A 23636-nucleotide genomic window follows, 5' to 3' on the forward strand; every position below is an offset into this window, starting at 1 on the left:
GCCGATCATGCGTGAGAAAGGACATAGGCGGCGTTACCGCAATCGAACGTCCGCATGTGATCGAGACACGGCATCAAAGGGGCTGTCGCCCGGTCGCAACCTGGCGCGAAGCAGTCTTTGAGGAACCTCTACGGTCATGCCGCCTGAAGCCGATGTCTGCTGGCCGATCTGTCCTGCTTGCCACTTCTGCCATTGCACAAGCCACATCGGAACAATAGATGGTGCGGAGCGGCCGCCACTTATGTCAGGCGGAAAAACAGGACTATGCGCATGACCGATACGCTGGACTCAGCGAAATTGACCGACCGCGTCGCGGCCCTGGTCGAAGCGGCCAAACGGGCCGGAGCCGACGCCGCAGACGCGGTTGCGGTGCGCGGCCGCTCGACTGGCGTGTCGGTGCGGCTTGGCAAGGTCGAGGGGACCGACGCGTCCGAGAGCGAGGATGTCTCGCTGCGCGTCTTCGTCGGCAAGCGGGTGGCGAGCGTCTCGGCGACCGCTGCCTCAGACCCGAAAGCGCTGGCCGAGCGCGCCGTGGCGATGGCCAAAGTGTCCCCTGAGGATCCCTATCAGGGCCTCGCCGATCCGGCCCTGCTGGTCGATAAGCCGCGCGACCTCGACCTGTTCGACGCGACGGAAATTTCGGCCGACCAGTTGAAGGAAGCAGCGCTGGCCGCGGAAGCGGCCGCCCTTGCCGTCAAGGGCGTTACTAATTCGGCCGGCAGCGGCGCCAGTGCCGGGCTTGGCGGGTTGGTGCTCGCCACCTCGCACGGCTTTGTCGGCCACTATGTCGCGTCGCGCTTTTCGCGCTCGACCAGCGTCATCGCCGGCGAGGGCACCGGCATGGAGCGCGATTATGAATTCTCCTCTCGCCAGCATTATTCCGATCTCGACGCGCCGGAGGACATCGGCCGCAAGGCCGGCGAACGCGCGGCGCGGCGCATCGGCGCGCGCAAGGCGGTGACCGGCCCGGTCAATGTGGTGTTCGACCCGCGTGTCGCTCGCGGCATCGCCGGTCATCTCGCCGGCGCCATCAACGGCGCGTCCGTCGCGCGCAAGACCAGTTTTCTGCGCGACATGATGGGCAAGCAGGTGGCGGCGGCCGCGATCACCGTCACCGATGAGCCGCTGCGGCGCCGTGGCCAGGCGTCGCGTCCATTTGACGGCGAAGGCATCGAGGGCGAAAGACTGCTCATGGTGGAGAAAGGCATTTTGAACCACTGGTTCCTGTCGACCTCGGTCGCGCGGGAATTGGGGCTGACCACCAACGGGCGCGGCTCACGCAACGGCTCCTCCGTCTCGCCATCGTCGACCAACCTCGCCATCGAGCCGGGCGAGCGGGCGCCCGAAGACCTCATCAAGTCGCTCAAATCAGGTTTTTACGTCACCGAAGTGTTCGGCCAGGGCGTCGATATGGTGACTGGCGAGTACAGCCGCGGTGCTTCCGGCTTCTGGATCGAGAATGGCGAGCTCGCCTATCCTGTTGCGGAAGTGACCATCGCCTCGAATTTGAAGACCATGTTCCTCAACATGGTTCCGGCGAGCGATCTCGATCGCAATTTCGGCACCGCCGCACCAACGCTGCTGATCGAAGGCATGACCCTTGCCGGAGCTTGACCAAGTCACCTCCGCCGGAGGCCGCGAGGACTTGGCCGTCTTGCGCGACGCTGCCCGCGAGGCGGGCGTCATCGCCATGCGCTATTTCGGCAACAACCCGCAAGTGTGGATGAAGGGCGGCACTTCGCCCGTGAGCGAGGCCGATCACGCCGCCGACGCCTACCTGCGCGAGACCTTGCTTGCGGCACGGCCGGACTATGGCTGGCTCTCGGAGGAGACGGCCGACGATCCGGCAAGGCTTGCCGCCCGCCGCACCTTCGTCGTCGATCCGATCGACGGCACGCGCGGCTTCCTCGAAGGTCTTCGCACCTGGTGCGTCAGCGTCGCGGTGGTCGAGGACGGCCGCACGCTTACCGGTGTGCTCGAATGTCCGGCCACGGAGGAGACCTATTGGGCGCTGCCCGGTGAGGGGGCGTTCCTGAATGGCCATCGCATTACCGTGCGCCGCCCGGCAGCGATGGTCGAAATCGGTGGGCCGAAGCCATTGATCGGCCTGATGCCGGCTGAATGGCAGGGTCGGCTGAGCCGCGTGCCCTATATTCCCTCGCTCGCGTACCGGCTGGCGATGGTCGCCAATGGCAGGCTCGACGCAACCTTCGTCAAACCCAACGCACATGACTGGGATATCGCAGCGGCGGACCTCATCTTGCGCGAGGCCGGCGGCGCATTGCTCGACCAGAAAGGCCGCGCCCCGCGCTATGCCGGCGAAGTGATCAACCACGGCGCGCTGGTTGCCGGCAGCGGCGAACTGCTCGCCGTGCTCTCCGGAATCATCGCAGGGCTGGACGGTTGAACATGTTATCAATGGTTTCAAAGTCGGCGGCTTTGGTCTAGACCTGTCACAAACTCACGATATGTGAAGGACCGACATGACCGCGGAAGACGGAAAGAAGCAGCTTTTGCACCTGGTGTTCGGCGGCGAACTGAAGACGCTGGGCGGGACCGAATTCCGTGATCTCGACGCGCTCGACATCGTCGGCATCTATCCGGACTATCAATCCGCGCAGACGGCATGGAAGGCCAAGGCCCAGGCCAGCGTGGACAATGCTCATATGCGGTATTTCGTCGTTCACCTGCACCGGTTGCTCGACCCCGACACCAAGGCTGCCGATTGAAATCGATGGATCATGAAGCGGTGAAAGGATCGGCCACGAGGTCTGGAGTCAGAAGGCATCCTGGCGGCACCCCGCGGACATTCTGGCGCAAGATTCGCGAACCGCTGGCGCAATCGCGATTTGTCAAGAACGCCATCGCCAGCCTATTTGCGCAGTTCGTTCGTCTGATCCGCCTGACCAACCGCGTTGTCGACGGATCGGCGCAGATATCGGGTGGCGCTTACTCGCAATTCGAGCCGGGCATCATTGCGCTGTGGCACGGCCAGCATCTTCTGACCCCTGCCTACTACCCCAAGGGAAGGCCGCTGGTCGCAATGGTATCGCGCAGTGCCGATGCTGAGCTCAACGCGCTGATGATCGAGAAATTCGGTATCGAGGCGGTGCGCGGCTCGGGCGGACGCGAAGGCGCGAAGCATCTCGACAAGGGCGGCGCCAAGGCGCTGATTGCCCTGAAAAAGTCGCTCGCCACCGGCAAGAACGTCGCCATGATCGCTGATATTCCTCATGGCACGCCGCGCGATGCGGGGCTTGGCATCGTTCTCTTGGCGCGGCTCTCGGGCCGGCCGATCCTGCCCGCGGCAATCGCCACCAGCCGCCGCAAGGTGCTGGAGCGCAGCTGGGACAAGACCACGATCAATCTGCCGTTCGGCCGCTCGTCGATCGTCGTGGGAACGCCGGTGTTCGTTCCGGCCAATGCGGATGAGGCCGAAATGGAACGCAAGCGCCAGGAGGTCACGGCCGCGCTCAACGCCGCAACCGCCGAGGCCTATCGCCTCGTGGATGGCTCGAAATGAGCGGGCGCTGGGCGCGCACCTTCCTGACGGCGTATCGTTTCGCGGGCGCAGCCGCCTATCCGCTGATCGGGCCCTATGTCGCCTGGCGCACCTCCAGGGGCAAGGAAGACCGAATTCGCCGGCGCGAGCGCTATGGCATCGCCGGGCGCGAGCGCCCCGAGGGGCCGGTGATCTGGATCCATGCGGCGAGCGTCGGCGAGACCATCGCCGTCGTGCCGCTGGTCGAGAGCATCCTCGACTACGGCGTCAACATCGTGCTGACGACGGGCACTGTCACCTCCGCTCAGGTTGCCGACGAACGGCTCGGCGACCGCATCATCCACCAATATGTGCCGCTCGACCTCAAGCCGGCGGTCAGCCGCTTCCTCGACCATTGGCGGCCGGATCTGGCGATCATTGCCGAATCTGAGATTTGGCCGATGACCATCCTGGAGCTCGGCGCGCGCCGTGTGCCGCAAGTGCTGGTCAATGGCAGGCTGTCGGACCGTTCGTTCAAATCCTGGAAGAAGCGCGCCAACATCGCCGAGGCGCTGTTCGAGAATCTCGCCCATGTCGTCGCCCAGTCGGAAATCGACGGCGAGCGCTTCCTCTCGCTTGGCGCCCGGCCGGTTACCGTATCCGGCAATCTCAAGGTCGACACGACGCCGCCGCCGGCCGATGAAAGGGCGCTGTACACGCTGAAACGCCAGATCGGCGTCCGTCCCACCTGGGCGGCAATCTCGACCCATGACGGCGAGGAAGTGGTCGCCGCCGAGGTTCACGCGATGCTGCACAAGCGTCACCACGGTCTTTTGACGATCGTCGTGCCGCGCCATCCCGATCGCGCCGAAGCGCTTGCCGCGCAGATTTCCGGCATGGGCCTGAAAGTCGCTCGGCGCAGCAAGGGCGAAAGAATCACCGCCGATACGGACATTCTGCTTGGCGACACGATCGGCGAGATGGGGCTTTATCTCAGGCTGACGGAGATTGCCTTCGTCGGCCGTTCGCTCACCTCCGAGGGCGGCCAGAATCCGCTGGAGCCGGCCATGCTCGACACCGCGGTGCTGGCCGGCCGCAATGTCCAGAATTTTCGCGAGACCTATCAGCGCCTGCTCGACAGCGGCGGCGCCAAGTTGGTGCGCGACCGCGACATGCTGGCCGGCGCCGTCAATTTCCTTTTGAGCAACGAGGTGGCTCGCCACGAAATGATGGCAGCCGGTGCGGCGACCGTCGACGAGATGCGCGGCGCGCTGGCGCTCACGTTGAAGTCGCTTGAGCCCTATATTCAGCCGTTGGTCGTCAAGTCGCGCCTCAAGGGCGCCAACGGCCGCTAAGGTGGCCAGCGAAGCGCCACCCTTTTGGTGGGAAGAACCGGACTGGCGCGCGCTGGCGCTGACGCCGCTGTCCGCGATCTATGCCCTCATTGCCGGCCGCCGCATGCGCTCGGCGGCGCGCGAAAAGGTCGAGGCGCCGGTGCTGTGTGTCGGCAACTTTACCGTCGGCGGCACCGGCAAGACGCCGGTGGCGATCGCGCTCGCCGGACAGGCCAGGCGCATGCATCTCAATCCCGGCTTCCTGTCGCGCGGCCATGGCGGCTCCTTCGCGCAGCCGCATGTCGTCGATCCGCATCACGACGCCGCCAAGCATGTCGGCGACGAGCCGCTGCTTTTGGCCGAGCACGCGCCGGTCGCGGTCACGCCGAACCGGGCCGCCGGCGCGCGTCTTCTGCTGGAAAAGCATGGCTGTGATTTCCTGATCATGGATGACGGCTTCCAGAGCGCGCGCATCCATATCGATTACGCGCTGGTCGTCGTCGACGCGCGCTACGGCGTCGGCAACGGCCGCGTCATTCCTGGCGGTCCGCTCAGGGCTGGTATCGTCGACCAGCTGGTTTTCACCAGCGCGCTGCTGAAGATGGGCGAGGGCCTTGCTGCCGATGCGGTCGTCCGCCAGGCGGCGCGCGCCGGCCGGCCGATCTTCGAGGCGCGTACACGGCCAAGCAGGACGGCGGGGCTGGTCGGCAAGCGATTTCTGGCCTTTGCCGGCATCGGTCATCCCGACAAATTCTTCGACACGGTCCGTGAGGCCGGCGGCCAAGTCGTGCTGACCCGGTCGTTTCCAGACCATCATTTCTATGGTGAGGACGAGCTTGCCGAACTGGCAACGACAGCGCGAGGTGCCGGACTTGCCCTCATCACCACCGCCAAGGACGCCGCCCGGCTGCGCCACGATGCTGCGCCTGCCGAGTTCCTCGGACAGCTCGATGTGCTGGAGATCGACACCGTGTTCGATCCCGACCACGTGCCCGAACGCATCATCGACGAGACGCTGGATGCCTGGCGGCAGCGCAAGCTGAAGGGGTGACTTTGGAGCCGATCCGGAAGCTGGTTTAACGCCGGCTGCGCAATTCCGGATGTGCCTCGATCTCGCGGCGCAGCGAGGCCGCAGCACTGACATAAGGCTCCTGCCTGGCGACGCTCCAGTATTTGAGCTCATCGAGCGGGATGCTTTCGCCGGTGACCGCGCAGCGCACGAAGGCGCCGGGGCTGGTCACCTGGAAGTCGCCGTCTAGGTAGCGGATACGGGCTTCCTTGCCGCCGGGGCCTTCGAAACGGTTCATCATGACATGGAGCCAAGGTTCATGACGATGTCATCGCCACAAATTGCCGGCAAGGTCAAGCTTGGAGCGAGACAAAGATTGGGTTTAGTCGGCTCCGTTTCGGACGACAATCAGCCGAGCAAGCCGGCAAAGTGGATGCCTGGCATCCTACTGCTCAGCTAGGATGAAATCCTCGATCTTTTCCGCCGCCAGCCCGGCCTGGAGCGCGATGCGCCGGGCAAGCTCGGCAGCGGCGGCGCGCGGTCGCCCCATAGGCCGGTCGAGCCAGTAGGATATCGGACTGAGGACCATGCGGTCGTCGACGGCGACGATGCGGCCTGACTTCAGTTGATGCTCGGTCATCGGTGGCCGTGCCAGCGCGATGCCGAGGCCGTGGGTGGCAGCATCGAGCACCAGATTGTAATCCTCGAAGCGCCGGTCCTGTGGGCGCGGGCGATAGTCGATGTCCTGCGCGGCAAACCAGGCGCGCCAGGCCGAGGCGTCCGAATCGTTGATCAGCGGGAATTTGAGCAGCCGGGCAGGGTCGCCACGACGGATCTCCTTGGCGAGGTCCGGCGAGGCGACGGGGAAAACGTGTTCCTCGAAAAGCTGCACCGAGACGCGGCCGGGGATACGGCCGCGGCCGCAGCGGATCGACAGATCGATGCCCTCGTCGGCAAGATCCGCCTGGCGGATATCGACGTCGAGCACGATGCGCAGCTTGGACGGATTGTTTTCCAGCGCCGCCATGCGCGGCATCAGCCACAGCCCGCTGACCGAGGGGATCGAGGTCAGCCGCACCACGGCGGTGCCGCGCGGCTCGATCCAGCGGTCCGAATTGCTGGATATCAGCGCGAAGGCCTCGGTGGTTCGCAGATGCAGCCGGTTGCCTTCGATCGTCAGCGAAACGCCGCGCGCGCCGCGATCGAACACTTTCAGCCCGAGCCAGTCCTCGAGCTTGGCGATCTGCCGGCTGACGGCGCCATGGGTGAGGTTGAGTTTTTCGGCAGCGGCCGAAAAGCTGCCCGTCCGCGCCGCGGCGTCGAAGGCGCGCAGGGTTTCAAGCGGCAGCATCGCGTCTGAGCTGTGATCCATAGTCACAGCTGACTCTCGATTTGGTGGTTTGTCAACCGGTCAGGAAAGGCGTTTTGTGTGTTTGTGCATATGAAACGCGAGAGAATTGAAATGAGCGCCTGTACCGGAACGTTGAATTCGACACAGCGGATGGACACCACTGCAGCCATTGCGGTGGCGTTGACGGTGGTCGGTTGGGCGTCCGCCTTCCCGGCGATCCGCGCGGGCCTCGCCGCCTTCGGGCCGCTGGAACTCGGCGCACTGCGCTTTGCCATCGCGGCGGTACCGGCGGCGATCTTCCTCGCCGTCAAGCGGCCGGCGCTGCCAAAGCTCGACGAGTTATGGCGCTTTGTCTTCGGCGGCGCCGTCTTCGTCGCGCTCTACACGGCAATGCTCAATTTCGGTGAGCTGACGGTTTCGGCCGGCGCGGCCGGTTTCATCATCAATGTCAGCCCGATCTTCACCGCCATCATGGCGATGGCGCTGCTCGGCGAACGCTTCTCAACCATGGCCTGGGCAGGCACAGCCATCTCCTTCGCCGGCATCGGCATCATTGCCATGGGCGAGGGGCAGGGCCTGCATTTCAACACCGGTGCGCTGCTGGTGCTGGGTTCAGCTCTGTGCTCGGCCGTCAACACCATCGTCCAGAAGCCGCTGTTTGCCCGCCATCACCCGCTGACCATTGCCGCTTCCAACATGGTGCTCGGCGCGCTCTGCCTTGCGCCATTCCTGCCGAACGCACTCTCGCAAGCAGCGGTCGCGGATACAGCCGGCCTTAGCGCCGTCATCTTTCTCGGCATCGTGCCAAGCCTCATCGCCTACGCCGCCTGGGCAACCGCACTTTCCCGGCTGCCGGCGGCGCGTGCTTCGAACTTCCTCTACCTGGTCTCGCCGGTGGCCACGCTGATCGGCTTCTTCTGGCTGGGCGAGGTGCCGACGCTGTTTGGCATTCTCGGCGGTGCACTGGCGCTCGGCGGCGTCATCGTGGTGAATTTGAAGCGCTGATTCAAAAGTTTGGAAGATTCACCTGATTCAAAAGAGCCGCTGAAGAGCGGCTCTTGTCGCATCCGCTGAGCTAGCGCCTCCCGAACAGCCGCTCGATATCAGCAAGCTTGAGCTCGATATAGGTCGGGCGGCCGTGGTTGCAGGTGCCGGAGCCCGGCGTCGCCTCCATCTGGCGCAGCAGCGCGTTCATCTCTTCGGGCTTGAGCAGGCGGCCGGAACGCACCGAGCCGTGGCAGGCCATGGTCGCGGCGATCCTGTCCAGCCGTTCCTTCAGCGTATCGACCGTGTCGTTGTCGGCGATCTCGTCGGCAAGGTCGCGCACCAGCTGCTGGACGTTGGTTTCGCCGAGCATCGACGGCGTCTCGCGCACGGCGACCGCACCCGGGCCGAAGCGCTCGACGGCGAGGCCGAAGCGGGCCAGCGTTTCGGAATGCATGGCGAGCCGCTCGGCATCCTCTTCCGGCAGGTCGACGATCTCCGGCAGCAACAGCATCTGCGACGGCACGGCGCGCGAATGCAGCGCGTTCTTCAGCGCCTCGTAGACCAGCCGCTCATGCGCTGCATGCTGGTCAACGATGACAAGCGAATCCCTGGTCTGCGCGACGATGTAGTTCTCGTGCACCTGGGCGCGTGCGGCACCCAGCACCGTGCCAAGCAGCGTCTCCGCCGTCTCAGTCTGTCCGGCACGCGCGTCGGCGCTGTGAAGCGGGCCGGCGTCGAACGCGGCTTGATCGTTTTCGCCGAAGCCGCCATTTCTGAATTCGGTGTTTTCAAACCCCATGTCCAGCGGCCGTTGCGGCGAGCGGGCCGGGTCGAAACCGGCAGAGCCGGAGGCACGGTAGGCCGCCTCATAGCTGCGGTGGCCGTTGGCCGGTCCTGGATGGGCGTAGGACGCCGCGCCCGGCCGGAATGCCGCCATCATGCCGGCTGCCCCTGAAGTGGCGGCACGGATGCCGGCATTAGCCAATGCTTCGCGGATGGCGCCGACGATCAGCCCACGCACCAGTCCCGGATCGCGGAACCGGACATCGGCCTTGGCCGGATGGACATTGACGTCGACGATGGCCGGATCGAGCGTCAGGAACAGCACAGTCACCGCATGGCGATCGCGCGGCAGCACGTCGGCGAAGGCGCCACGGATGGCGCCGGCAATCAATTTATCGCGCACCGGCCGGCCATTGACATAGGCATATTGCTGCAGCGCGTTGGCGCGACTGAAGGACGGGATCGAGACGTGACCGGCCAGATGCACGCCATCGCGCACGGCGTCGATGGCGATGGCATTCTCCGGAAAGTCGGCGCCCATCACTTGCGCAACGCGGCGCAGCCGGCCTTCCGGGCTGTCGTCGGTCGCCGGCAGTTCCAGCGTCGAACGGTCGGAACCGGCCAGCGTGAAGCGCACGGCAGGGAAGGCGATGGCGATGCGCTTGATCACGTCGCTGGTCGCCGAGCTTTCGGCGCGCTCGCCCTTCATGAATTTGAGCCGCGCCGGCGTGGCGAAGAACAGGTCGCGCACCTCGACCGTGGTGCCGCGATTGGCGGCCGCCGGCTTGACGGCGGACACGCGGCCACCCTCGATGCCGATCTCCGCGGCGCTGTCGCCGTTGGCCGTGCGCGAGCGGATCGACAGCCGCGCCACCGAGCCGATCGACGGCAGCGCCTCGCCGCGAAAGCCGAGCGAGCGGATATCGTGAATGTTGTCGGCGAGCTTCGAGGTGCAATGGCGCGCGATCGCCAGCGCCAATTCCTTTTCCGGGATGCCCGAGCCGTCGTCGGAGACGCGGATCAGGTTGAGCCCGCCGCCGGCGGTGACGATCTCGACTCTGGCAGCGCCCGCGTCTAGCGCGTTTTCGACCAGTTCTTTGACCACGCTTGCCGGACGCTCGATGACTTCGCCGGCGGCGATCTGATTGATCATCGTTTCGGAGAGCTGGCGAATGGGCATAAGGGCACTATAGGCGGATTCGTGGCCGATGCGGGAGGGGTAGAATTAAGGAATCCAGGCGGCTGACCGCGAACGGACCGCGCTCTTCATGTCATGAGCCTGGGCAGTGCTGCCGCCAGCGCATCGACGGCAAGACGGACCTTCAACGGCAAGTGAGGCGTCTGCAGCCATAGCGCATAGGCGTCGTAGAGAAATCCCGGCTGTTCCGGCAGCAGCGGGACAAGTGCGCCGGCCTGAATGCGCTCACGAACCAGCCAGTATGGCAGCCAGGCAAGCCCCATGCCGGCGGCCGCGACATCGGCGATCGCATCGAGGTCGTCGAGCCGCAAGCGGCTGACCGGCATGACCTCCAGCGCAGGCTGGCCATTGCGCGGAAACAGCCATGGTTGAACGACACGGCCCGAACGGCGGTAGATGATGGCCTGGTGGCTGCCGAGATCCCCTATCTGCTGTGGCCACCCGTGCATCTCGAGATAGGATGGCGACGCGCAGACGACCATGCGCTGTCGCGCGATGCGACGCGCCATCACGCCGGCCTGGTCTTCCAGATTGCCGGTCCGGATGGCAAGATCGCAGCCATCCTCTGCAAGATCGGCGAGGGGGTCGCTGAACGACAGGTCGAGTTCGAGCGAGGGATATTGCTGCGCCAGTTCCAGCAGGATCGGAGCAACGCAGCGCCGGCCGAAATGCACCGGCATGATGACGCGCAGCTTTCCGCGTGGTTCGGAAAGTTGATCGGCCGCGAGCGCATCCGCGGCCTCGGCTTCAGCGATTACCATTCGGCAACGCTCATAATAGGCGCGCCCGAAGTCTGTCAGGCTCTGGCGGCGAGTGGTCCGGTTGATGAGGCGCACGCCCAGACGCTCCTCGAGAAACCGAACATGCTTGCCGACCATCGGTCCAGACAGATCGAGAGCGGCAGCAGTCGCCGCGAACGAGCCCAGATCGACGGTTTTGACGAACACGGCCATGCTCGTAAGGCGATCCATATTCAAAACTCTCAGTTTCTACTGTTCTGCCTAGGCAGCAATTTATCTGCCAGGCGGCCGCTGGCATAGCCTATTCGGTTCAAATATTTTTGGAGTTATGACCGGATGGCACGTGTTGTTCGTTTTCATGAGCATGGTGGTCCCGAGGTTCTGCGCATCGAGAATCTCGACATTCCCGCGCCCGGTCGGGGCGAGATCCAGATCCGGGTCAAGGCATTGGGCCTCAACCGGGCCGAGGCGCTGCTGCGTTCGGGCACTTATATCCAGACGCCGCCATTGCCTTCCGGTCTTGGCCTTGAGGCAGCGGGTGTCGTCGAAGCGGTCGGCGAAGGCGTAGACGGTTTTGCGCCAGGTGACGCCGTCAGCGTCGTGCCGCCATTGTCGATGGCCTGCTGGCCCGCCTATGGCGAGATTGCCACATATCCCGCCGAGCTCGTGGTCAAGCATCCGCCGTCGCTCAGCTGGGAAGAGGCGGCAGCCGTCTGGATGCAATATCTCACCGCCTATGGCGCACTGATCGACATTGCCAAGCTCGGCAGGGAGGACTTTGTCGTCATCACCGCAGCATCGAGCAGCGTCGGACTTGCAGCGATCCAGATTGCCAACATCGTTGGTGCGGCCCCGATCGCGGTCACGCGGACATCTGCCAAGAAGCAGGCCTTGCTCGAGTTCGGCGCAGCCCACGTCATCGCTTCAGCGGACGAAGACCTGGAGGCCCGGCTGAAGGAAATCGCCGGCCCGGACAACATCCAAGTGGTGCTCGACGCGGTCGGCGGCCCGATATTCGAGCCGCTGACGGCGGCGATGGCACGCGGCGGCATTCTCATCGAATATGGCGGCTTGAGCCGCGAGCCGACGCCGTTCCCGCTGTTCGCCGTGCTGGCCAAGACGCTGACGCTGCGCGGCTATCTCGTCCACGAACTCACTGGCGATCCAGCGAAGTTGGAGGCTGCCAAGGCGTTCATCCTCGACGGATTGATGTCGGGAGCGCTAAAGCCGGTAATCTCCAGGACCTTTCCGTTCGACCAGATCGTCGAGGCGCATCGCTTTCTCGAATCGAACGAGCAATTCGGCAAGATTGTCGTGACGGTTTGACCGGGCACTATTGGGATGGCCTCACGCCTGCGCGGCCAGCCAGTCCCGAACCTTGCGGGCATTGTCGCTGAGTTCGCGGTTCTTCGGCCAGATGATGTGGAAGCGCGTGCCGGTTCTCATCACATGGCTGGTGGCGCTCACCAGCAGGCCCGATGCCAGCAGTCGCTCGGCCAGATGCCGCCAGCCGAGCGCGATGCCTTGCCCCTCCATGACCGCCTGGATCACCAGCGCATAGTCGTTGATGCGCAAGCCTCGCCCGGCGTCGGCCTCCTTCAGGCTGGCCCCAGCGGAGTGAAACCACTCCTCCCAGCTCGCCGCCTCGCGAAACGGCTCCTCGAGATGGATGAGGCGGTGTGACGCCAATTCCTCGACGGTTTGCGGCAGGCCGAACTTCGCCACATAGCTGGCGCCGGCAACGGGAAAGATTTCCTCGTCGGCCAGCGGAAGGCAATGATAGTCCGGCCACTCCCGTGGCTCGCCACCGCGCACAGCGAGCGGAATGCCCTCGGCGATGATGTCGAGATCGCGGTCGGCGGTCTGGATGCGCAGATCAATGCCCGGCAGTTCGTCGCGGAACTGCTGCAGGCGCGGCATCATCCAGAACGAGCCGAAGGCGGTCGAAGCGGCAAGCGTAACATGGCCGCCGGTCGCCTGCTGGCGCAGGTCCTCGGCCGACTTGCGGATATGCGAGAGGCCGAGCGAGACGTCGGCGTGGAAACGCTCGCCGGCCTCGGTCAGGCTGACCTGCCGGTGGCGCCGCTGGAAGAGTTTGGCGCCGAGCTTTTCCTCCAGCCCGCGCACCGCATAGGAGACGGCGGCCTGCGTCATGCCGAGCTCTCGCCCGGCGGCGGTAAAACTCGACAGCCGCCCGGCGGCTTCGAAAACGATCAGGCTGCCGGCGGACGGCAGCAGGTGGCGCAGGCTTCGCATAAGCTGAACTTATACAAGAGATCAGGATTTTCCAGCGTCACAGCTGTATTTTGTCTCGCTAAGTTGACTGGCTCTGGGAGGATGGAGTTGCCATGAACGCACCGGCCGCTGAAGTGACCGAACACGCCAATCGTCGAGCGGGTGGCCGCCTGGGGCGCAAGGCGCTGCGGGGAACTCCCATGGCGTCGTTTCCGACCCTGGTCCGTAAGATCCCGGTATATCAGATGGTCCCGGATGAGGCGGTGGAGCTGATCCACCAGGAGTCGCTCTCCATCCTCGAAGAGGTGGGATGCGAGTTCCGCGACGACGAGGCCATTGCAATGTGGAAGGCGGCGGGAGCCGATGTCTCGGACACAAGAGTCCGGATCGACCGTGCCCTCCTGATGGAGCTCGTATCGAAGGTCCAGTCGGAGTTTACGCTCAACGCGAGGAATCCACAGCGTTCGGTGCGCGTCGGCGGAAACAACTCCATCTTCGTGCCGATGTACGGGGCGCCTTACGTGCGCGACCTCGACAACGTCAGGCGTTATGGCACGCTCGCCGACCTCAACAATTTCCACAAGCTCGCCTACATGGCCCCGGCGCTTCACTCGTCGAGCTCGATCATCTGCGAGCCGATGGAAATCGCGGTGCCGAAGCGTCACCTTCACATCATCCATTCGGCGCTGAAGCACTCAGACAAGCCGTTCATGGGCATCGTGACCTCCAAGGATCGCGCCGAAGACACGATGGCGATGGCGGGCATCGTGTTCGGCGAGGACTATGTCCGAGACAATCCGGTGCTGGTGTCGATCACCAACTGCAACTCGCCGTTGGTCTGGGACGCGACCATGCTGGACGCGATGAAGGTCTATGCGCGCCACAACCAGCCGCTGATCCTCGCGCCCTTTGCCCTTTGCGGCGCCTCTACTTCGGCATCGGCCGTGGGAGCGGTCGCGCAGGTCAATGCGGAAGCGCTGGCAGGCATCGCCTTCACCCAGCTCCTGCGTCCGGGTTCGCCGCAGATCTACGGACAGTTCATGGTCACTGTCGACATGAAGACTGGTGCCCCCATGGGCGGCACGCCGGAGGCCGCCCAGATGATGTATCTGATGGGGGCACTGGCGCGGAAGTACCGGCTGCCCTGGCGCACGTCCGGATTCCATGTCGGGTCGAAGCTGAACGACGCCCAGGCGGGCTACGAGGCGAACATGCTGATGCATGCCGCCATCCTTGCCGGCGCCAACTACATCTGGCACTCCGCCGGCTGGCTCGAGGCCGGCCTGACCTGCGGCTATTCGAAATTTGCCACGGACTGCGAACAGCTTGTCGGCTGGTACAAGTATGCTGGCGGTCTCCCGTTCGACGATTTCAAGGAGGCGATGGCGGCGATCCGCGAGGTCGGGCCGCAGGGCCATTTCCTCGGCACCCAGCACACGCTCGACCATTTCGAGTCTGCCTTCTTCATACCGAGCATCATGGACTTCAATTCGTTCGAACAGTGGAAGGCCGAAGGGGCAAAGGACCACGATACCCGGGGGCGCGAGAAAGCGCGCAACATGCTCGCCGATTATGAGGAGCCGAAGCTCGATGAGGGCATCGCCGATGGCTTGAGAGATTTCATCGCGCAGCGCGAGGAGCGGCTGCCGGACAGCATTAGTTGATGCAACGGGCGAAGACCCAACGGGAACCACAGGGAGAAAAAATGGCACTCTTCAGAAGCAACGGTGATCGCGTGCCGAATGCGATCGAGGCGATGGGTGAGGATGTTCGCGCAGGCCGGATGGACCGGCGCGAATTTCTGGCGCTGGCAAGCGCCTTTGGGGCATCGACGGCCCTTGCCTATGGCATGATCGGCCTTGCCGTGCCTGAGCGGGCCTTGGCCGAAGAGCCGAAGAAGGGCGGGACGCTGCGCGTTTCGATGTCGGTGAAGGCACAGAAGGACCCGCGCACTTACGACTGGGTGGAGCTTGCGAACATTTCGCGCTGCTGGCTGGAGCCGCTTGTCCGCTACACGCGCGAATTCACTTTCGAGCCGGTCTTGCTCGAGAGCTGGGACGTCAACGACGACGCCACCGAATATGTGCTGCATGTGCGCAAGGGCATCACCTGGAACAACGGCGATGCTTTCAACGCCGATGACGTTGCCTACAATCTGACGCGCTGGTGCGAGAAGGAAGCCGCCGGTAATTCAATGGCCGCGCGCGTCGGTGCGCTGATCGATGCAAAAACCGGCAAGGCCAGGGAAGGGGCAATCACCAAGGTCGATGACAACACGGTCAAGCTGAAGCTGAACGAACCTGATATCTCGCTGATCCCGAACTTCACCGACTATCCGGCGCTCGTGGTCCATCGCAAATTCGATGCCGACGGCGCCGATCCAATCGCCAAGCCGATCGGCACCGGGCCTTTCGAACTCGTGTCTTATTCGGTCGGCCAGAACGCAATCGTCAAGCGTCGTGAGAATGGCAAATGGTGGGGCGGCGAAGCGCCGCTCGACAGTGTCGAATTCATCGACTACGGCACCGACTTCAACGCCTCGGTGAATGCATTCGACTCCGGCGAGATCGACGTCAATTTCGAGACACCCGCCGACTTCATCGACATCCTCGACAAGATGGGGCTGGAGAAATCGGAGGTCGCGACAGCGACGACCCTCGTTGCCCGGACCAACATCACGCACAAGCCCTACGATGACCAGCGAGTGCGCAATGCCCTGCAAATGGCCGTCGACAACAATGCCGTGCTTCAACTTGGCTACGCCGGGCGGGGCACCCCAGGTGAAAACCACCACGTCAGCCCGATCCATCCGGAATACTACCCGCTGCCCAAAAAGACGCGCGACGCGGCGGGCGCCAAGAAGCTGATGGCCGAGGCCGGACAGGCCGACTTCGAGCATGAACTGATCACCGTCGAGGACGATTGGCAAAAGAATACCGGCGACGCGATTGCCGGCCAGCTGCGCGAAGCCGGGATCAAGGTGAAACGCACGGTGCTGCCGGGGTCGACCTTCTGGAACGACTGGACGAAGTACCCCTATTCCATGACCATCTGGTACATGCGCCCGCTCGGCGTTCAGGTGTTGGCGCTCGGCTATCGCACCGGCGAGGCCTGGAATGAATCGGCGTATTCGAATCCTGATTTCGACGCCAAGCTCAAGCAGGCCCTCTCACTCATCGACGTGGAGAAGCGCCGCGAGGTCATGAAGGACGTCGAGCAGATCCTGCAGGATTCGGGCGTCATCATTCAGCCGTTCTGGCAGAAGCTGTACAGCCACATGAACAAGAAGGTGAAGAATTACGCTGTCCACCAGACTTTCGAGATGGATCTCCAGAACGTCTGGCTGGACGCCTGAGTTAACGCCCCAGGGCGCCTGAGTTAACGCCCCAGGCGCCTGAGTTAACGCTCAAGGGGAATTCATGGGCCGCAAAAAAGCCGGGATGCAGGATTCGTGGTATTGAACGGTTCCCACCACGAAAGCCTGGAGATTATCGGATGAGACTGACTGCGCTTGCCGCCGCCCTCTCGATCGCAGCGCCTGCGGCCGCTCTGGCCGGGCCGGCATCCAACGCGGTGAAGTTCTTCTACATGCCCGAGGTCAAATTCGAAGCCGACGCGCAATACCGCGACCGCTTCACCGAGCCGGTGACCAAGCTGTTCGACCTCAACGACCAGGCAAAGAAGAACAAGCCGGACGAGGTGCCTTGCATCGACTTCGCCCCCGGTCTCGACGCCCAGGATTTCGACGAGAAGACGGTCGCCAAGACGTTGAAGCTGTCTGAAGCAGTGGATGGCGATAGCGCCGAGGTGACGGCGACGTTCAACCTTTTCCCGGAAGGTGATGAATCCAAACGCGAAATGGTCTGGTCGCTCAAGAAGATCGACGGCCAGTGGAAGATCGCCGACATCACCTCGAAGACCAACGGCTGGACGCTGAGTGCGCTCGAATGCCTGGCTGGCCAGACTCCGGAGTGATGCCATGGCCCGCGCCCTGGCTCTGGCGACTGTGTGCCTGCTGGCGGCGGGGTTGAGCAGCGCCGCTGCTCAGGGCCTGTTCGGCGCGCCGCCCGCGAACGCGCCGGCCGACAATGCGGCACCTGCAACTCCGCCGGCCGCGTCTCAGCCGACTGACAGCGCCGCGGCCGCGCCGGTGCAGCCGGGTTCGCCAACGGCGGTGGTGAAGCCGTTTTACGAGCATGTCGGGCTCGAGCTCGATCCGGCCCAGCGCAGCCACTTCGCCGATCCGGCGAAATCGGTGCTCGACAATAGCGATACGCTGCGGAAGTCGGGGCAGGGCGAATGCCTCGATCCCAATATGGCGCTGGATAATGCGGCGTACGACAAAGCCGAGATCGACAGGAGCCTGAAGACCATCGAAGCTGTCAATGGCGACGAGGCCAAGGTCGTCGTCGCTTTCGTTGTCGAGGGCAATCCCCACCGGCTGGAATGGAAACTCAAGAAGATCGACGGCGACTGGAAGATATCGGACCTTCTGTCGGTGACCGGCGAATGGGCGCTCAGCCAATACCAGTGCGAGTGAGAGGTAAGCGATGAAGATCACCAACGTTCGCGTCACCCATGTCAACGTTCCGCTAGACGCGCCGTTCTGGTGGACGGCCGGGCTTTATGGCGGCGCCTCGAAGTCGATCATCGAGGTCGAGACCGACGAAGGCGTGGTCGGACTGGGCGAGGCGCCTTGGTGGCATTTCGGCGAAGTGATCAAGGCCGAGATCGCGCCGGCGCTGATCGGCGCCGATCCGCTCGACATCGCCGACTGTGAGGCGCGCTGCGTGCCGCCCTGGCAGATCACCGCCAACACCGGCGAGAATGCCGCATCCGTGGCGTTCGGAGCCGTCGAGCTGGCATTGTGGGACATCAGAGGCAAGGTGTTCGGCATGCCGCTCTACAAGCTGCTTGGCGGCGCGGTCCGCAAGGACATTCCGTTTTCGGAGTATTTCGCCTTTCGTCCCGCACAGGACGGGGCGGGCGGCGAGATGACGCCCGAAGCGATCGTCGACTACTGCCTGAGGATGCGCGAGCAGCATGGCTCGACGATCTTCGAAGGCAAGTTGATCATGGGCGATCCCGCGCTTGAGATCCGGACGGTGCGGATGTTGCGCGAGGCGCTCGGCGAGAAGGCACAGATCAAGCTCGATTCCAACATGCAGTGGTCGCTGACCACCGCGCGCTGGGTGCTGCGCGAGATCGAACCGTTCAACATCCGCAATTACGAGGATCCGGTCGCGACCTTCGAAGAGATGGCAGCGCTGCGCCAGCATTCGCGCATTCCGTTCTCCACACACATTCCCGATCTCAGACGAGCGGTCGCGCTTGGCGCGCCGGATTACTTCGTCTGCAACTTCGCAGCACTCGGCGGATTGTCGAAAACCCTGAAATTCATCGCCGCCTGTGAGGCGATGGGCAAGGGGTTCTGGTGCTACTCGAACGATCTCGGCATCATGACGTCAGCCTATCTGCATGTCGTGGCGGCGACGCCGTGGATCACCGAAGCATCGCAATCGCTGTTTGCCTGGCAGATCGGCGATGTCATCAAGGATGGTCCTTTCCGGCAGACCGGCAACACGGTGCGCGTGCCGGAGGGCGATGGACTGGGTGTCGAACTCGACCCAGCCGCGATGAAGCGCTGGGCGGGGCACTTCGCCGAGCACGGGCCCATGGGCCATTTCAGCGACCCGAACAATCCCGGCCGCTACCGGCGGCTGCCGCTGAATTGATGAGGCCCGTCTTTCTCAGCCACTCAGACTCACCCGCGCCCGCGATAGGGAGCAACACCGGTGTCGGGCAGCCACGCGCCTTCCGGCGGCGCGCCGGTCTGCCAGAACACGTCGATCGGAATGCCGCCGCGCGGATACCAATAGCCGCCAATGCGCAACCACAACGGCTTTGTTGCGGCGATGATGCGGCGGCCGATCATGACGGTGCACTCTTCATGGAAGGCGCCATGGTTGCGAAACGAGGTCATGAACAGCTTGAGCGACTTCGATTCCACCAGCAGCGTGTCGGGTGCATAGTCGATGACGATATGTGCGAAATCGGGCTGGCCGGTGACCGGACAGAGCGAGGTGAATTCCGGACAGGTGAAGCGAACGATCGCCGGCGGCCCGTCGCCGCGCGAAAACGGCACGGTTTCCAGGACTGCCGCTTCAGGGCTCTGTGGCGCCTCGACGTTGGTGCCGAGTTGAGTAAGGTTTTTCGTATCGGTCATGGGAGGGTTCCTTACTGCATGTCGCCCAAAACTGCGCAGCGGTTTTGGGATAACGACAGGCGTAAAATCAAAATTTTCCGCTCATTAGCACAATTTGAAACAGCAGGAAGACGATGACCACTAACGATCCGCTTCTCCAGCCTTATCAGCTCAAACATCTGACGTTGAAGAACCGGGTCATGTCGACCAGTCACGAGCCGGCCTATTCCGAGGACGGCATGCCGAAAGAGCGTTACCGGCTCTACCATGCCGAAAAGGCCAAGGGCGGCATGGCGCTGACCATGACCGCCGGTTCGGCGATCGTCTCACGCGACAGCCCGGCCGCGTTCGGCAATCTGCACGTCTATGACGACCGCATCGTGCCGTGGCTCACTGAACTCGCCGATGCCTGCCACGAGCATGACTGCAAGGTGATGATCCAGATCACCCATCTCGGCCGCCGTACCGGCTGGAACAAGGCCGATTGGCTGCCGGTGCTTTCAGCTTCGCCGGTTCGCGAGCCGGCGCACCGCGCCTTCCCGAAGACGATCGAGGACTGGGACATGGAGCGCATCATTGCCGACTATGCCGCGGCCGCCCAGCGCTGCCAGGCCGCCGGCCTCGATGGCATCGAGTTCGAGGCCTATGGCCATTTGATGGATGGCTTCTGGTCGCCGGCCACCAATCAGCGCGATGACGATTTCGGCGGCTCGCTCGACAACCGCTTGCGCTTCACCGGCATGGTGCTTGACGCCGTGCGGTCGGCGGTCGGCGAAAAGTTCGTCGTCGGCATCCGCATGGTCGCTGACGAGGATTTCGAAAAAGGCCTTTCGAAACAGGAGGGCGTCGAGATCGCCAGGCGGCTGGCCGGCTCCGGCAAGGTCGATTTCCTCAATATCATCCGCGGCTCGATCGAAACCGATGCCGCGCTGACCAGGGTCATCCCGGTGACCGGCATGCGCGCCTCGCCGCATCTCGACTTCGCCGGCGAGGTCAGGGCGGCAACAAAATTCCCGACCTTCCATGCGGCGCGCATTTCCGACGTTGCCACCGCCCGGCATGCCATCGCTACCGGCAAGCTCGACATGGTCGGCATGACCCGTGCCCACATTGCCGATCCGCATATCGTCAGAAAGGTGATGGAGGGCCGCGAGCACGAGATCCGGCCCTGCGTCGGCGCCACTTACTGCCTCGACCGCATCTATGAGGGCGGCGAGGCGCTGTGCATCCACAACGCGGCAACCGGCCGCGAGGCTGATATCCCGCACATTATCCCGAGAACCGAGGGACCAAAGCGGAAGGTGATCGTCGTCGGCGCCGGTGCTGGGGGGCTGGAGGCGGCGCGTGTCGCGGCCGAGCGCGGGCATGAGGTGACGGTGCTGGAAGCGTCGAGCCAGGCCGGCGGCCAGGTGCGGCTGGCGACACAGAACCCGCGCCGCAAGGAGCTGATCGGCATCATCGACTGGCGGCTGGCCGAGCTCGACCGGCTCGGCGTTGAGATCCGCTACGACACCTGGGCGGAGAAGGACGACGTGCTGGCGCTGTCCCCCGACGTGGTGGTGGTCGCCACCGGCGGCCTGCCGCAGAACCCACCGCTGGTGGCAGGCGATAGCCTCGTCACTTCCAGTTGGGACATCATGGCCGGCAGCATCAAGCCGGCCGAAAACGTGCTGCTCTACGACGACAATGGCGGCCATCAGGGCATGGGCGCGGCAGAGCTGATCGCGACCGCGGGTTCGAAGCTGGAGCTTGTTTCGCCCGAGCGCTTCTTCGCCCCGGAAATGGGCGGCATGAACCACGTGCCGTATATGCGCGCCTTCCAGGAAAAGGGCGTGACCATCACCATCAACACGCGGCTGCGCTCGGTGCGGCGCGAGGGCAATCAACTGGTCGCCGAGCTTGTCTCCGACTTCGCAGACGGCTGGCGCGGCGAGCGGCGGGTCGATCAGGTGGTGGTCGAGCATGGCACGCTGCCGCTCGACGATCTCTATCTCGCACTGAAACCGCTGTCGAAAAACGGCGGCGCGGTCGACTACGAGCGGCTGGTCAGTGGTGGCGACATTTTTCCGGCACGCAATCCGCAAGGCGGTTTCGTGCTTTTCCGCATCGGCGACGCGGTCGCCTCGCGCAACATCCACGCCGCCATTTATGACGGCATCCGGTTCGGCCTGCGGATCTGAGGATCGCTGGATTGATTGGTGGCGCGCAGCCGAACCCTTCGCAGGGAGAGCCACCTTCCGCTTAGGCCCGGTGCGCGCCGCGCACGCCGCCGGCTGGAGCCGGGCACCGTACGATCTCGTGGATTGGATCGCGGTAGCGCCGCTCAAAACATCCTGGCGGTGGCCATGCAGAACACGGTGATGACCAGCAGCCCGCCGGCGATGCGTTCGCCTCGTGTCATCTTTGCGCGCAAATGGGTTTGCGTCGCGGCGTCGGCGCCGGCCAGTTGTCTGCTGGCGGAGCCGACGAGCGCGCCCTGAACGCCGGCGGCAATCAGGGCTGTTACGATGCCCAGTGCCAGAACTTTCTCCATCGAGCCGAAAACGCCCTCATGGAAGAAATACCACAGCAGTATGCCGGTGAGGAACACCATGCCGGCCGCGCCCATTTGCGGCCGGAAGAATCGTTCCGCCCGGATATCTGGGTCGCGGCCAACCGCGATGGTGGTGCCGGCCCAGAACACGCCCGCCATGACGTGAAGGCCGAGGACGACGATGTAGACATATTGCATGATCGCTTTTCCTCCTGTGCCCGCCGCTGCCCCAAAGATTGGATATCAAATGATTAGATGTCAATGTATAAGACGTGGGCCAGTTCCATCGACCTTTCCCTTGCTCTAGTGTCGGATCATGACGCCATTTGACCGCCCACCAGTCGGGATGAATCTTGCCCGGACCGCAAAGGTGGTCGCTCAGGCCTTCGATGCAGCGCTGGTCGAGGCGGGCGGCACGCTGCCGGTCTGGGTCACTCTGTTGTCGATCAAGTCGCGCGAACTGGCCAACCAGCGCGAGCTCGCTGGCATGATCGGAATCCAGGGCGCGACACTGACCTATCATCTGAACGCGATGGAGACGCAAGGCTTGCTGAACCGGCGCCGCGATCCGGAAAACCGCCGGGTTCACCAGGTCGAGCTGACCGAGGCCGGCGAGGCGCTGTTCCTGAAGTTGCGCATCGCCGCGTTCGCCTTCGACAAGCGGCTGCGGAAGGGGCTGTCCGACGACAGGCTGGCGGAGTTTGCTGCGGTACTGGCGGCGTTGCGGGCGAATGTTGAAGGTTAGGAACGGACAGGCCTAGGACAATGCCATGCGCGAAATTCAGTTGAAGGATGCCAGTGCTACGCTTTCAGCATTGGTCGATCAGGCGGTCGCGGGAGAACCCGCCATCATCATGCGACATGGCCGCAGGCAGGCCGTGATCCTGTCATTCGAAGAATACGAACGGTTGGCGCGTATGCCGAGCTTCGGACAATTGCTGGCGGCTTTTCCCGGTGATGACGACGATGTTCCGCCTCGTTCCGGCAAGCCGGCTTGCAATACTAGATCATAACGAGGAGAATCTGCTCAGCCGTCATAGCCGGAGATCGCGCCGAAGGTGTAGCGGCGCAGCTTCAGCGCTTTGATCAGGGCCGTCAGGTTCGCCTTGCCGTCGAACACGTTCTGGAACATCTCGTCATGCATCAGCAGGATCAGCTTGCCGGGCTTGACGAAGCGGCCGTAGCCGAACAAATGATCGATCTCGCTGACCAGATGGTCGATGGTCTGCACCGGCTTGCCGCTGTTTTCGTGAACCCATTCATGATCCCAGCCGTAGAGATAGAAGCCAGACGCGGCGACGAACTCATAGTCGGGATCCTCACGGCCCTCTTCGGCCAGTCCGAGTGAAGTGTCGTTCTTCGACATCGAGAGCAGCCTGAACACGTCGCGCCCCGGCAGCCGTGCATGGACCGACGGTTTCAGCCCCAGCGCCGCGTTGGCCCGCAGCATGTCGGCGACGACCCCTTCGGTGTCCCCATAGAAGTGCCGGTAGTGATTGTATGCGTGGCTGTAGCTGTGGTTGCCGATCGTCACCAGCGGCATCCTCTTGGCGCGCTGCACCAGCGCCTTGTTGAGCGCGCTCGCCTGCGCATGCATGCCAACCATAAAGAGCGTCGCCGGAACCTGCTCGGCCTCGAGCACATCGAGAATGTTATTGGTGCCGGTCAGCGGGCCATCATCGAAGGTGAGATAGATGGTGCGATCGGCGGCGCCTGCGGGGAGAGCAAAAAACAGCACGATCAGCACGGCAAGGCGAAGCGGCACCAGCATCCGGAATAT

At 63.8% G+C, this 23636-nt stretch carries 24 protein-coding genes; 16 read left to right on the forward strand and 8 right to left on the reverse strand.

Annotated features, from left to right (window positions below; all coding sequences use genetic code 11):
- Positions 1-270 precede the first annotated feature (270 nt).
- From RPG13_RS17455 to lpxK, 6 genes are all read left to right on the forward strand, one after another.
- On the forward strand, positions 271-1614 hold the full coding sequence (locus tag RPG13_RS17455) for a TldD/PmbA family protein (RefSeq protein WP_292723720.1): 1344 nt from the start codon (positions 271-273) through the stop codon (positions 1612-1614).
- Positions 1601-2407: a 3'(2'),5'-bisphosphate nucleotidase CysQ gene (locus RPG13_RS17460; RefSeq protein WP_337125622.1), complete on the forward strand. Its 807-nt coding sequence runs from the start codon at positions 1601-1603 to the stop codon at positions 2405-2407. Before RPG13_RS17455 ends, RPG13_RS17460 begins: the two co-directional genes overlap by 14 nt.
- Positions 2408-2483: 76 nt before the next feature.
- Positions 2484-2729, forward strand: coding sequence for a DUF4170 domain-containing protein (locus RPG13_RS17465; protein WP_095485661.1), 246 nt, complete (start codon positions 2484-2486; stop codon positions 2727-2729).
- 5 nt (positions 2730-2734) lie between these two features.
- The gene (locus tag RPG13_RS17470; protein ID WP_126106991.1) at positions 2735-3523 is read left to right on the forward strand and encodes a lysophospholipid acyltransferase family protein; all 789 of its coding nucleotides are present in this window, start codon (positions 2735-2737) and stop codon (positions 3521-3523) included.
- On the forward strand, positions 3520-4836 hold the full coding sequence (gene waaA / locus RPG13_RS17475) for a lipid IV(A) 3-deoxy-D-manno-octulosonic acid transferase (RefSeq protein ID WP_095485663.1): 1317 nt from the start codon (positions 3520-3522) through the stop codon (positions 4834-4836). Before RPG13_RS17470 ends, waaA begins: the two co-directional genes overlap by 4 nt.
- A 1-nt stretch (position 4837) precedes the next feature.
- Positions 4838-5866: a tetraacyldisaccharide 4'-kinase gene (lpxK, locus tag RPG13_RS17480; protein ID WP_126106990.1), complete on the forward strand. Its 1029-nt coding sequence runs from the start codon at positions 4838-4840 to the stop codon at positions 5864-5866.
- A 25-nt stretch (positions 5867-5891) separates the two neighbouring features.
- On the opposite strand, the gene RPG13_RS17485 is transcribed toward lpxK, so the two are convergent.
- Entirely contained in the window at positions 5892-6125 is a 234-nt protein-coding gene (locus RPG13_RS17485) for a DUF2093 domain-containing protein (protein WP_027153867.1), read from the reverse strand.
- Positions 6126-6269: 144 nt separating this feature from the next.
- Positions 6270-7196: a LysR substrate-binding domain-containing protein gene (locus RPG13_RS17490; RefSeq protein ID WP_337125623.1), complete on the reverse strand. Its 927-nt coding sequence runs from the start codon at positions 7194-7196 to the stop codon at positions 6270-6272.
- Positions 7197-7286: 90 nt separating this feature from the next.
- Between RPG13_RS17490 and RPG13_RS17495 the strand changes: the two genes are divergently transcribed.
- Positions 7287-8180, forward strand: a complete 894-nt coding sequence (locus RPG13_RS17495; RefSeq protein WP_337125624.1) for a DMT family transporter — start codon at positions 7287-7289, stop codon at positions 8178-8180.
- Between the two features lie 70 nt (positions 8181-8250).
- On the opposite strand, the gene mutL is transcribed toward RPG13_RS17495, so the two are convergent.
- Positions 8251-10125, reverse strand: a complete 1875-nt coding sequence (mutL, locus tag RPG13_RS17500; protein ID WP_337125625.1) for a DNA mismatch repair endonuclease MutL — start codon at positions 10123-10125, stop codon at positions 8251-8253.
- An 86-nt stretch (positions 10126-10211) separates the two neighbouring features.
- The gene (locus RPG13_RS17505; RefSeq protein ID WP_337125626.1) at positions 10212-11114 is read right to left on the reverse strand and encodes a LysR family transcriptional regulator; all 903 of its coding nucleotides are present in this window, start codon (positions 11112-11114) and stop codon (positions 10212-10214) included.
- 105 nt (positions 11115-11219) lie between these two features.
- Between RPG13_RS17505 and RPG13_RS17510 the strand changes: the two genes are divergently transcribed.
- The gene (locus tag RPG13_RS17510; RefSeq protein WP_337125627.1) at positions 11220-12209 is read left to right on the forward strand and encodes a zinc-dependent alcohol dehydrogenase family protein; all 990 of its coding nucleotides are present in this window, start codon (positions 11220-11222) and stop codon (positions 12207-12209) included.
- 21 nt (positions 12210-12230) lie between these two features.
- Here RPG13_RS17510 and RPG13_RS17515 read toward each other — a convergent pair whose 3' ends face one another.
- A complete protein-coding gene (locus RPG13_RS17515) occupies positions 12231-13139 on the reverse strand; it encodes a LysR substrate-binding domain-containing protein (RefSeq protein ID WP_337125628.1) in 909 nt (302 codons plus the stop codon).
- Between the two features lie 92 nt (positions 13140-13231).
- Here RPG13_RS17515 and RPG13_RS17520 point away from each other — a divergent pair, with 92 nt between their 5' ends.
- From RPG13_RS17520 to RPG13_RS17540, 5 genes are all read left to right on the forward strand, one after another.
- Entirely contained in the window at positions 13232-14782 is a 1551-nt protein-coding gene (locus tag RPG13_RS17520; RefSeq protein ID WP_337125629.1) for a trimethylamine methyltransferase family protein, read from the forward strand.
- A gap of 41 nt (positions 14783-14823) precedes the next feature.
- On the forward strand, positions 14824-16473 hold the full coding sequence (locus RPG13_RS17525) for an ABC transporter substrate-binding protein (protein ID WP_337125630.1): 1650 nt from the start codon (positions 14824-14826) through the stop codon (positions 16471-16473).
- Between the two features lie 140 nt (positions 16474-16613).
- Positions 16614-17093: a DUF3828 domain-containing protein gene (locus RPG13_RS17530; protein WP_095485671.1), complete on the forward strand. Its 480-nt coding sequence runs from the start codon at positions 16614-16616 to the stop codon at positions 17091-17093.
- Between the two features lie 4 nt (positions 17094-17097).
- Positions 17098-17658, forward strand: a complete 561-nt coding sequence (locus RPG13_RS17535; RefSeq protein ID WP_337125631.1) for a hypothetical protein — start codon at positions 17098-17100, stop codon at positions 17656-17658.
- A gap of 10 nt (positions 17659-17668) precedes the next feature.
- Positions 17669-18853: a mandelate racemase/muconate lactonizing enzyme family protein gene (locus RPG13_RS17540; RefSeq protein ID WP_337125632.1), complete on the forward strand. Its 1185-nt coding sequence runs from the start codon at positions 17669-17671 to the stop codon at positions 18851-18853.
- A gap of 29 nt (positions 18854-18882) precedes the next feature.
- Here RPG13_RS17540 and queF read toward each other — a convergent pair whose 3' ends face one another.
- Entirely contained in the window at positions 18883-19344 is a 462-nt protein-coding gene (gene queF / locus RPG13_RS17545) for a preQ(1) synthase (protein WP_123151602.1), read from the reverse strand.
- 113 nt (positions 19345-19457) lie between these two features.
- On the opposite strand from queF, the gene RPG13_RS17550 reads away from it, so the two are divergent.
- A complete protein-coding gene (locus tag RPG13_RS17550; protein WP_337125633.1) occupies positions 19458-21503 on the forward strand; it encodes an NADH:flavin oxidoreductase in 2046 nt (681 codons plus the stop codon).
- Positions 21504-21646: 143 nt separating this feature from the next.
- Here the strand turns inward: RPG13_RS17550 and RPG13_RS17555 are convergent, their stop codons facing one another.
- Positions 21647-22054: a hypothetical protein gene (locus RPG13_RS17555; protein ID WP_127290549.1), complete on the reverse strand. Its 408-nt coding sequence runs from the start codon at positions 22052-22054 to the stop codon at positions 21647-21649.
- A 148-nt stretch (positions 22055-22202) separates the two neighbouring features.
- Here RPG13_RS17555 and RPG13_RS17560 point away from each other — a divergent pair, with 148 nt between their 5' ends.
- Positions 22203-22601, forward strand: coding sequence for a MarR family winged helix-turn-helix transcriptional regulator (locus RPG13_RS17560; protein ID WP_337125634.1), 399 nt, complete (start codon positions 22203-22205; stop codon positions 22599-22601).
- Between the two features lie 25 nt (positions 22602-22626).
- Entirely contained in the window at positions 22627-22869 is a 243-nt protein-coding gene (locus tag RPG13_RS17565; protein ID WP_292220742.1) for a type II toxin-antitoxin system Phd/YefM family antitoxin, read from the forward strand.
- Between the two features lie 14 nt (positions 22870-22883).
- On the opposite strand, the gene RPG13_RS17570 is transcribed toward RPG13_RS17565, so the two are convergent.
- Positions 22884-23627, reverse strand: coding sequence for a polysaccharide deacetylase family protein (locus RPG13_RS17570; protein ID WP_185928215.1), 744 nt, complete (start codon positions 23625-23627; stop codon positions 22884-22886).
- Positions 23628-23636: the final 9 nt, after the last annotated feature.

The sequence above is a fragment of the Mesorhizobium sp. ISC15 genome (assembly GCF_037162615.1).
Lineage (GTDB): Bacteria > Pseudomonadota > Alphaproteobacteria > Rhizobiales > Rhizobiaceae > Mesorhizobium > Mesorhizobium mediterraneum.

Bases quoted from the DNA above. Each gene is read 5' to 3' on its own strand.
- RPG13_RS17455 (WP_292723720.1), top strand. From the start codon at position 271: ATGACCGATACGCTGGACTCAGCGAAATTGACCGACCGCGTCGCGGCC.
- RPG13_RS17465 (WP_095485661.1), top strand. From the start codon at position 2,484: ATGACCGCGGAAGACGGAAAGAAGCAGCTTTTGCACCTGGTGTTCGGC.
- RPG13_RS17470 (WP_126106991.1), top strand. From the start codon at position 2,735: ATGGATCATGAAGCGGTGAAAGGATCGGCCACGAGGTCTGGAGTCAGA.
- waaA (WP_095485663.1), top strand. From the start codon at position 3,520: ATGAGCGGGCGCTGGGCGCGCACCTTCCTGACGGCGTATCGTTTCGCG.
- RPG13_RS17485 (WP_027153867.1), bottom strand. From the start codon at position 6,125: ATGATGAACCGTTTCGAAGGCCCCGGCGGCAAGGAAGCCCGTATCCGC.
- RPG13_RS17490 (WP_337125623.1), bottom strand. From the start codon at position 7,196: ATGGATCACAGCTCAGACGCGATGCTGCCGCTTGAAACCCTGCGCGCC.
- RPG13_RS17495 (WP_337125624.1), top strand. From the start codon at position 7,287: ATGAGCGCCTGTACCGGAACGTTGAATTCGACACAGCGGATGGACACC.
- mutL (WP_337125625.1), bottom strand. From the start codon at position 10,125: ATGCCCATTCGCCAGCTCTCCGAAACGATGATCAATCAGATCGCCGCC.
- RPG13_RS17505 (WP_337125626.1), bottom strand. From the start codon at position 11,114: ATGGATCGCCTTACGAGCATGGCCGTGTTCGTCAAAACCGTCGATCTG.
- RPG13_RS17510 (WP_337125627.1), top strand. From the start codon at position 11,220: ATGGCACGTGTTGTTCGTTTTCATGAGCATGGTGGTCCCGAGGTTCTG.
- RPG13_RS17515 (WP_337125628.1), bottom strand. From the start codon at position 13,139: ATGCGAAGCCTGCGCCACCTGCTGCCGTCCGCCGGCAGCCTGATCGTT.
- RPG13_RS17520 (WP_337125629.1), top strand. From the start codon at position 13,232: ATGAACGCACCGGCCGCTGAAGTGACCGAACACGCCAATCGTCGAGCG.
- RPG13_RS17525 (WP_337125630.1), top strand. From the start codon at position 14,824: ATGGCACTCTTCAGAAGCAACGGTGATCGCGTGCCGAATGCGATCGAG.
- RPG13_RS17530 (WP_095485671.1), top strand. From the start codon at position 16,614: ATGAGACTGACTGCGCTTGCCGCCGCCCTCTCGATCGCAGCGCCTGCG.
- RPG13_RS17535 (WP_337125631.1), top strand. From the start codon at position 17,098: ATGGCCCGCGCCCTGGCTCTGGCGACTGTGTGCCTGCTGGCGGCGGGG.
- RPG13_RS17540 (WP_337125632.1), top strand. From the start codon at position 17,669: ATGAAGATCACCAACGTTCGCGTCACCCATGTCAACGTTCCGCTAGAC.
- queF (WP_123151602.1), bottom strand. From the start codon at position 19,344: ATGACCGATACGAAAAACCTTACTCAACTCGGCACCAACGTCGAGGCG.
- RPG13_RS17550 (WP_337125633.1), top strand. From the start codon at position 19,458: ATGACCACTAACGATCCGCTTCTCCAGCCTTATCAGCTCAAACATCTG.
- RPG13_RS17555 (WP_127290549.1), bottom strand. From the start codon at position 22,054: ATGCAATATGTCTACATCGTCGTCCTCGGCCTTCACGTCATGGCGGGC.
- RPG13_RS17560 (WP_337125634.1), top strand. From the start codon at position 22,203: ATGAATCTTGCCCGGACCGCAAAGGTGGTCGCTCAGGCCTTCGATGCA.
- RPG13_RS17565 (WP_292220742.1), top strand. From the start codon at position 22,627: ATGCGCGAAATTCAGTTGAAGGATGCCAGTGCTACGCTTTCAGCATTG.
- RPG13_RS17570 (WP_185928215.1), bottom strand. From the start codon at position 23,627: ATGCTGGTGCCGCTTCGCCTTGCCGTGCTGATCGTGCTGTTTTTTGCT.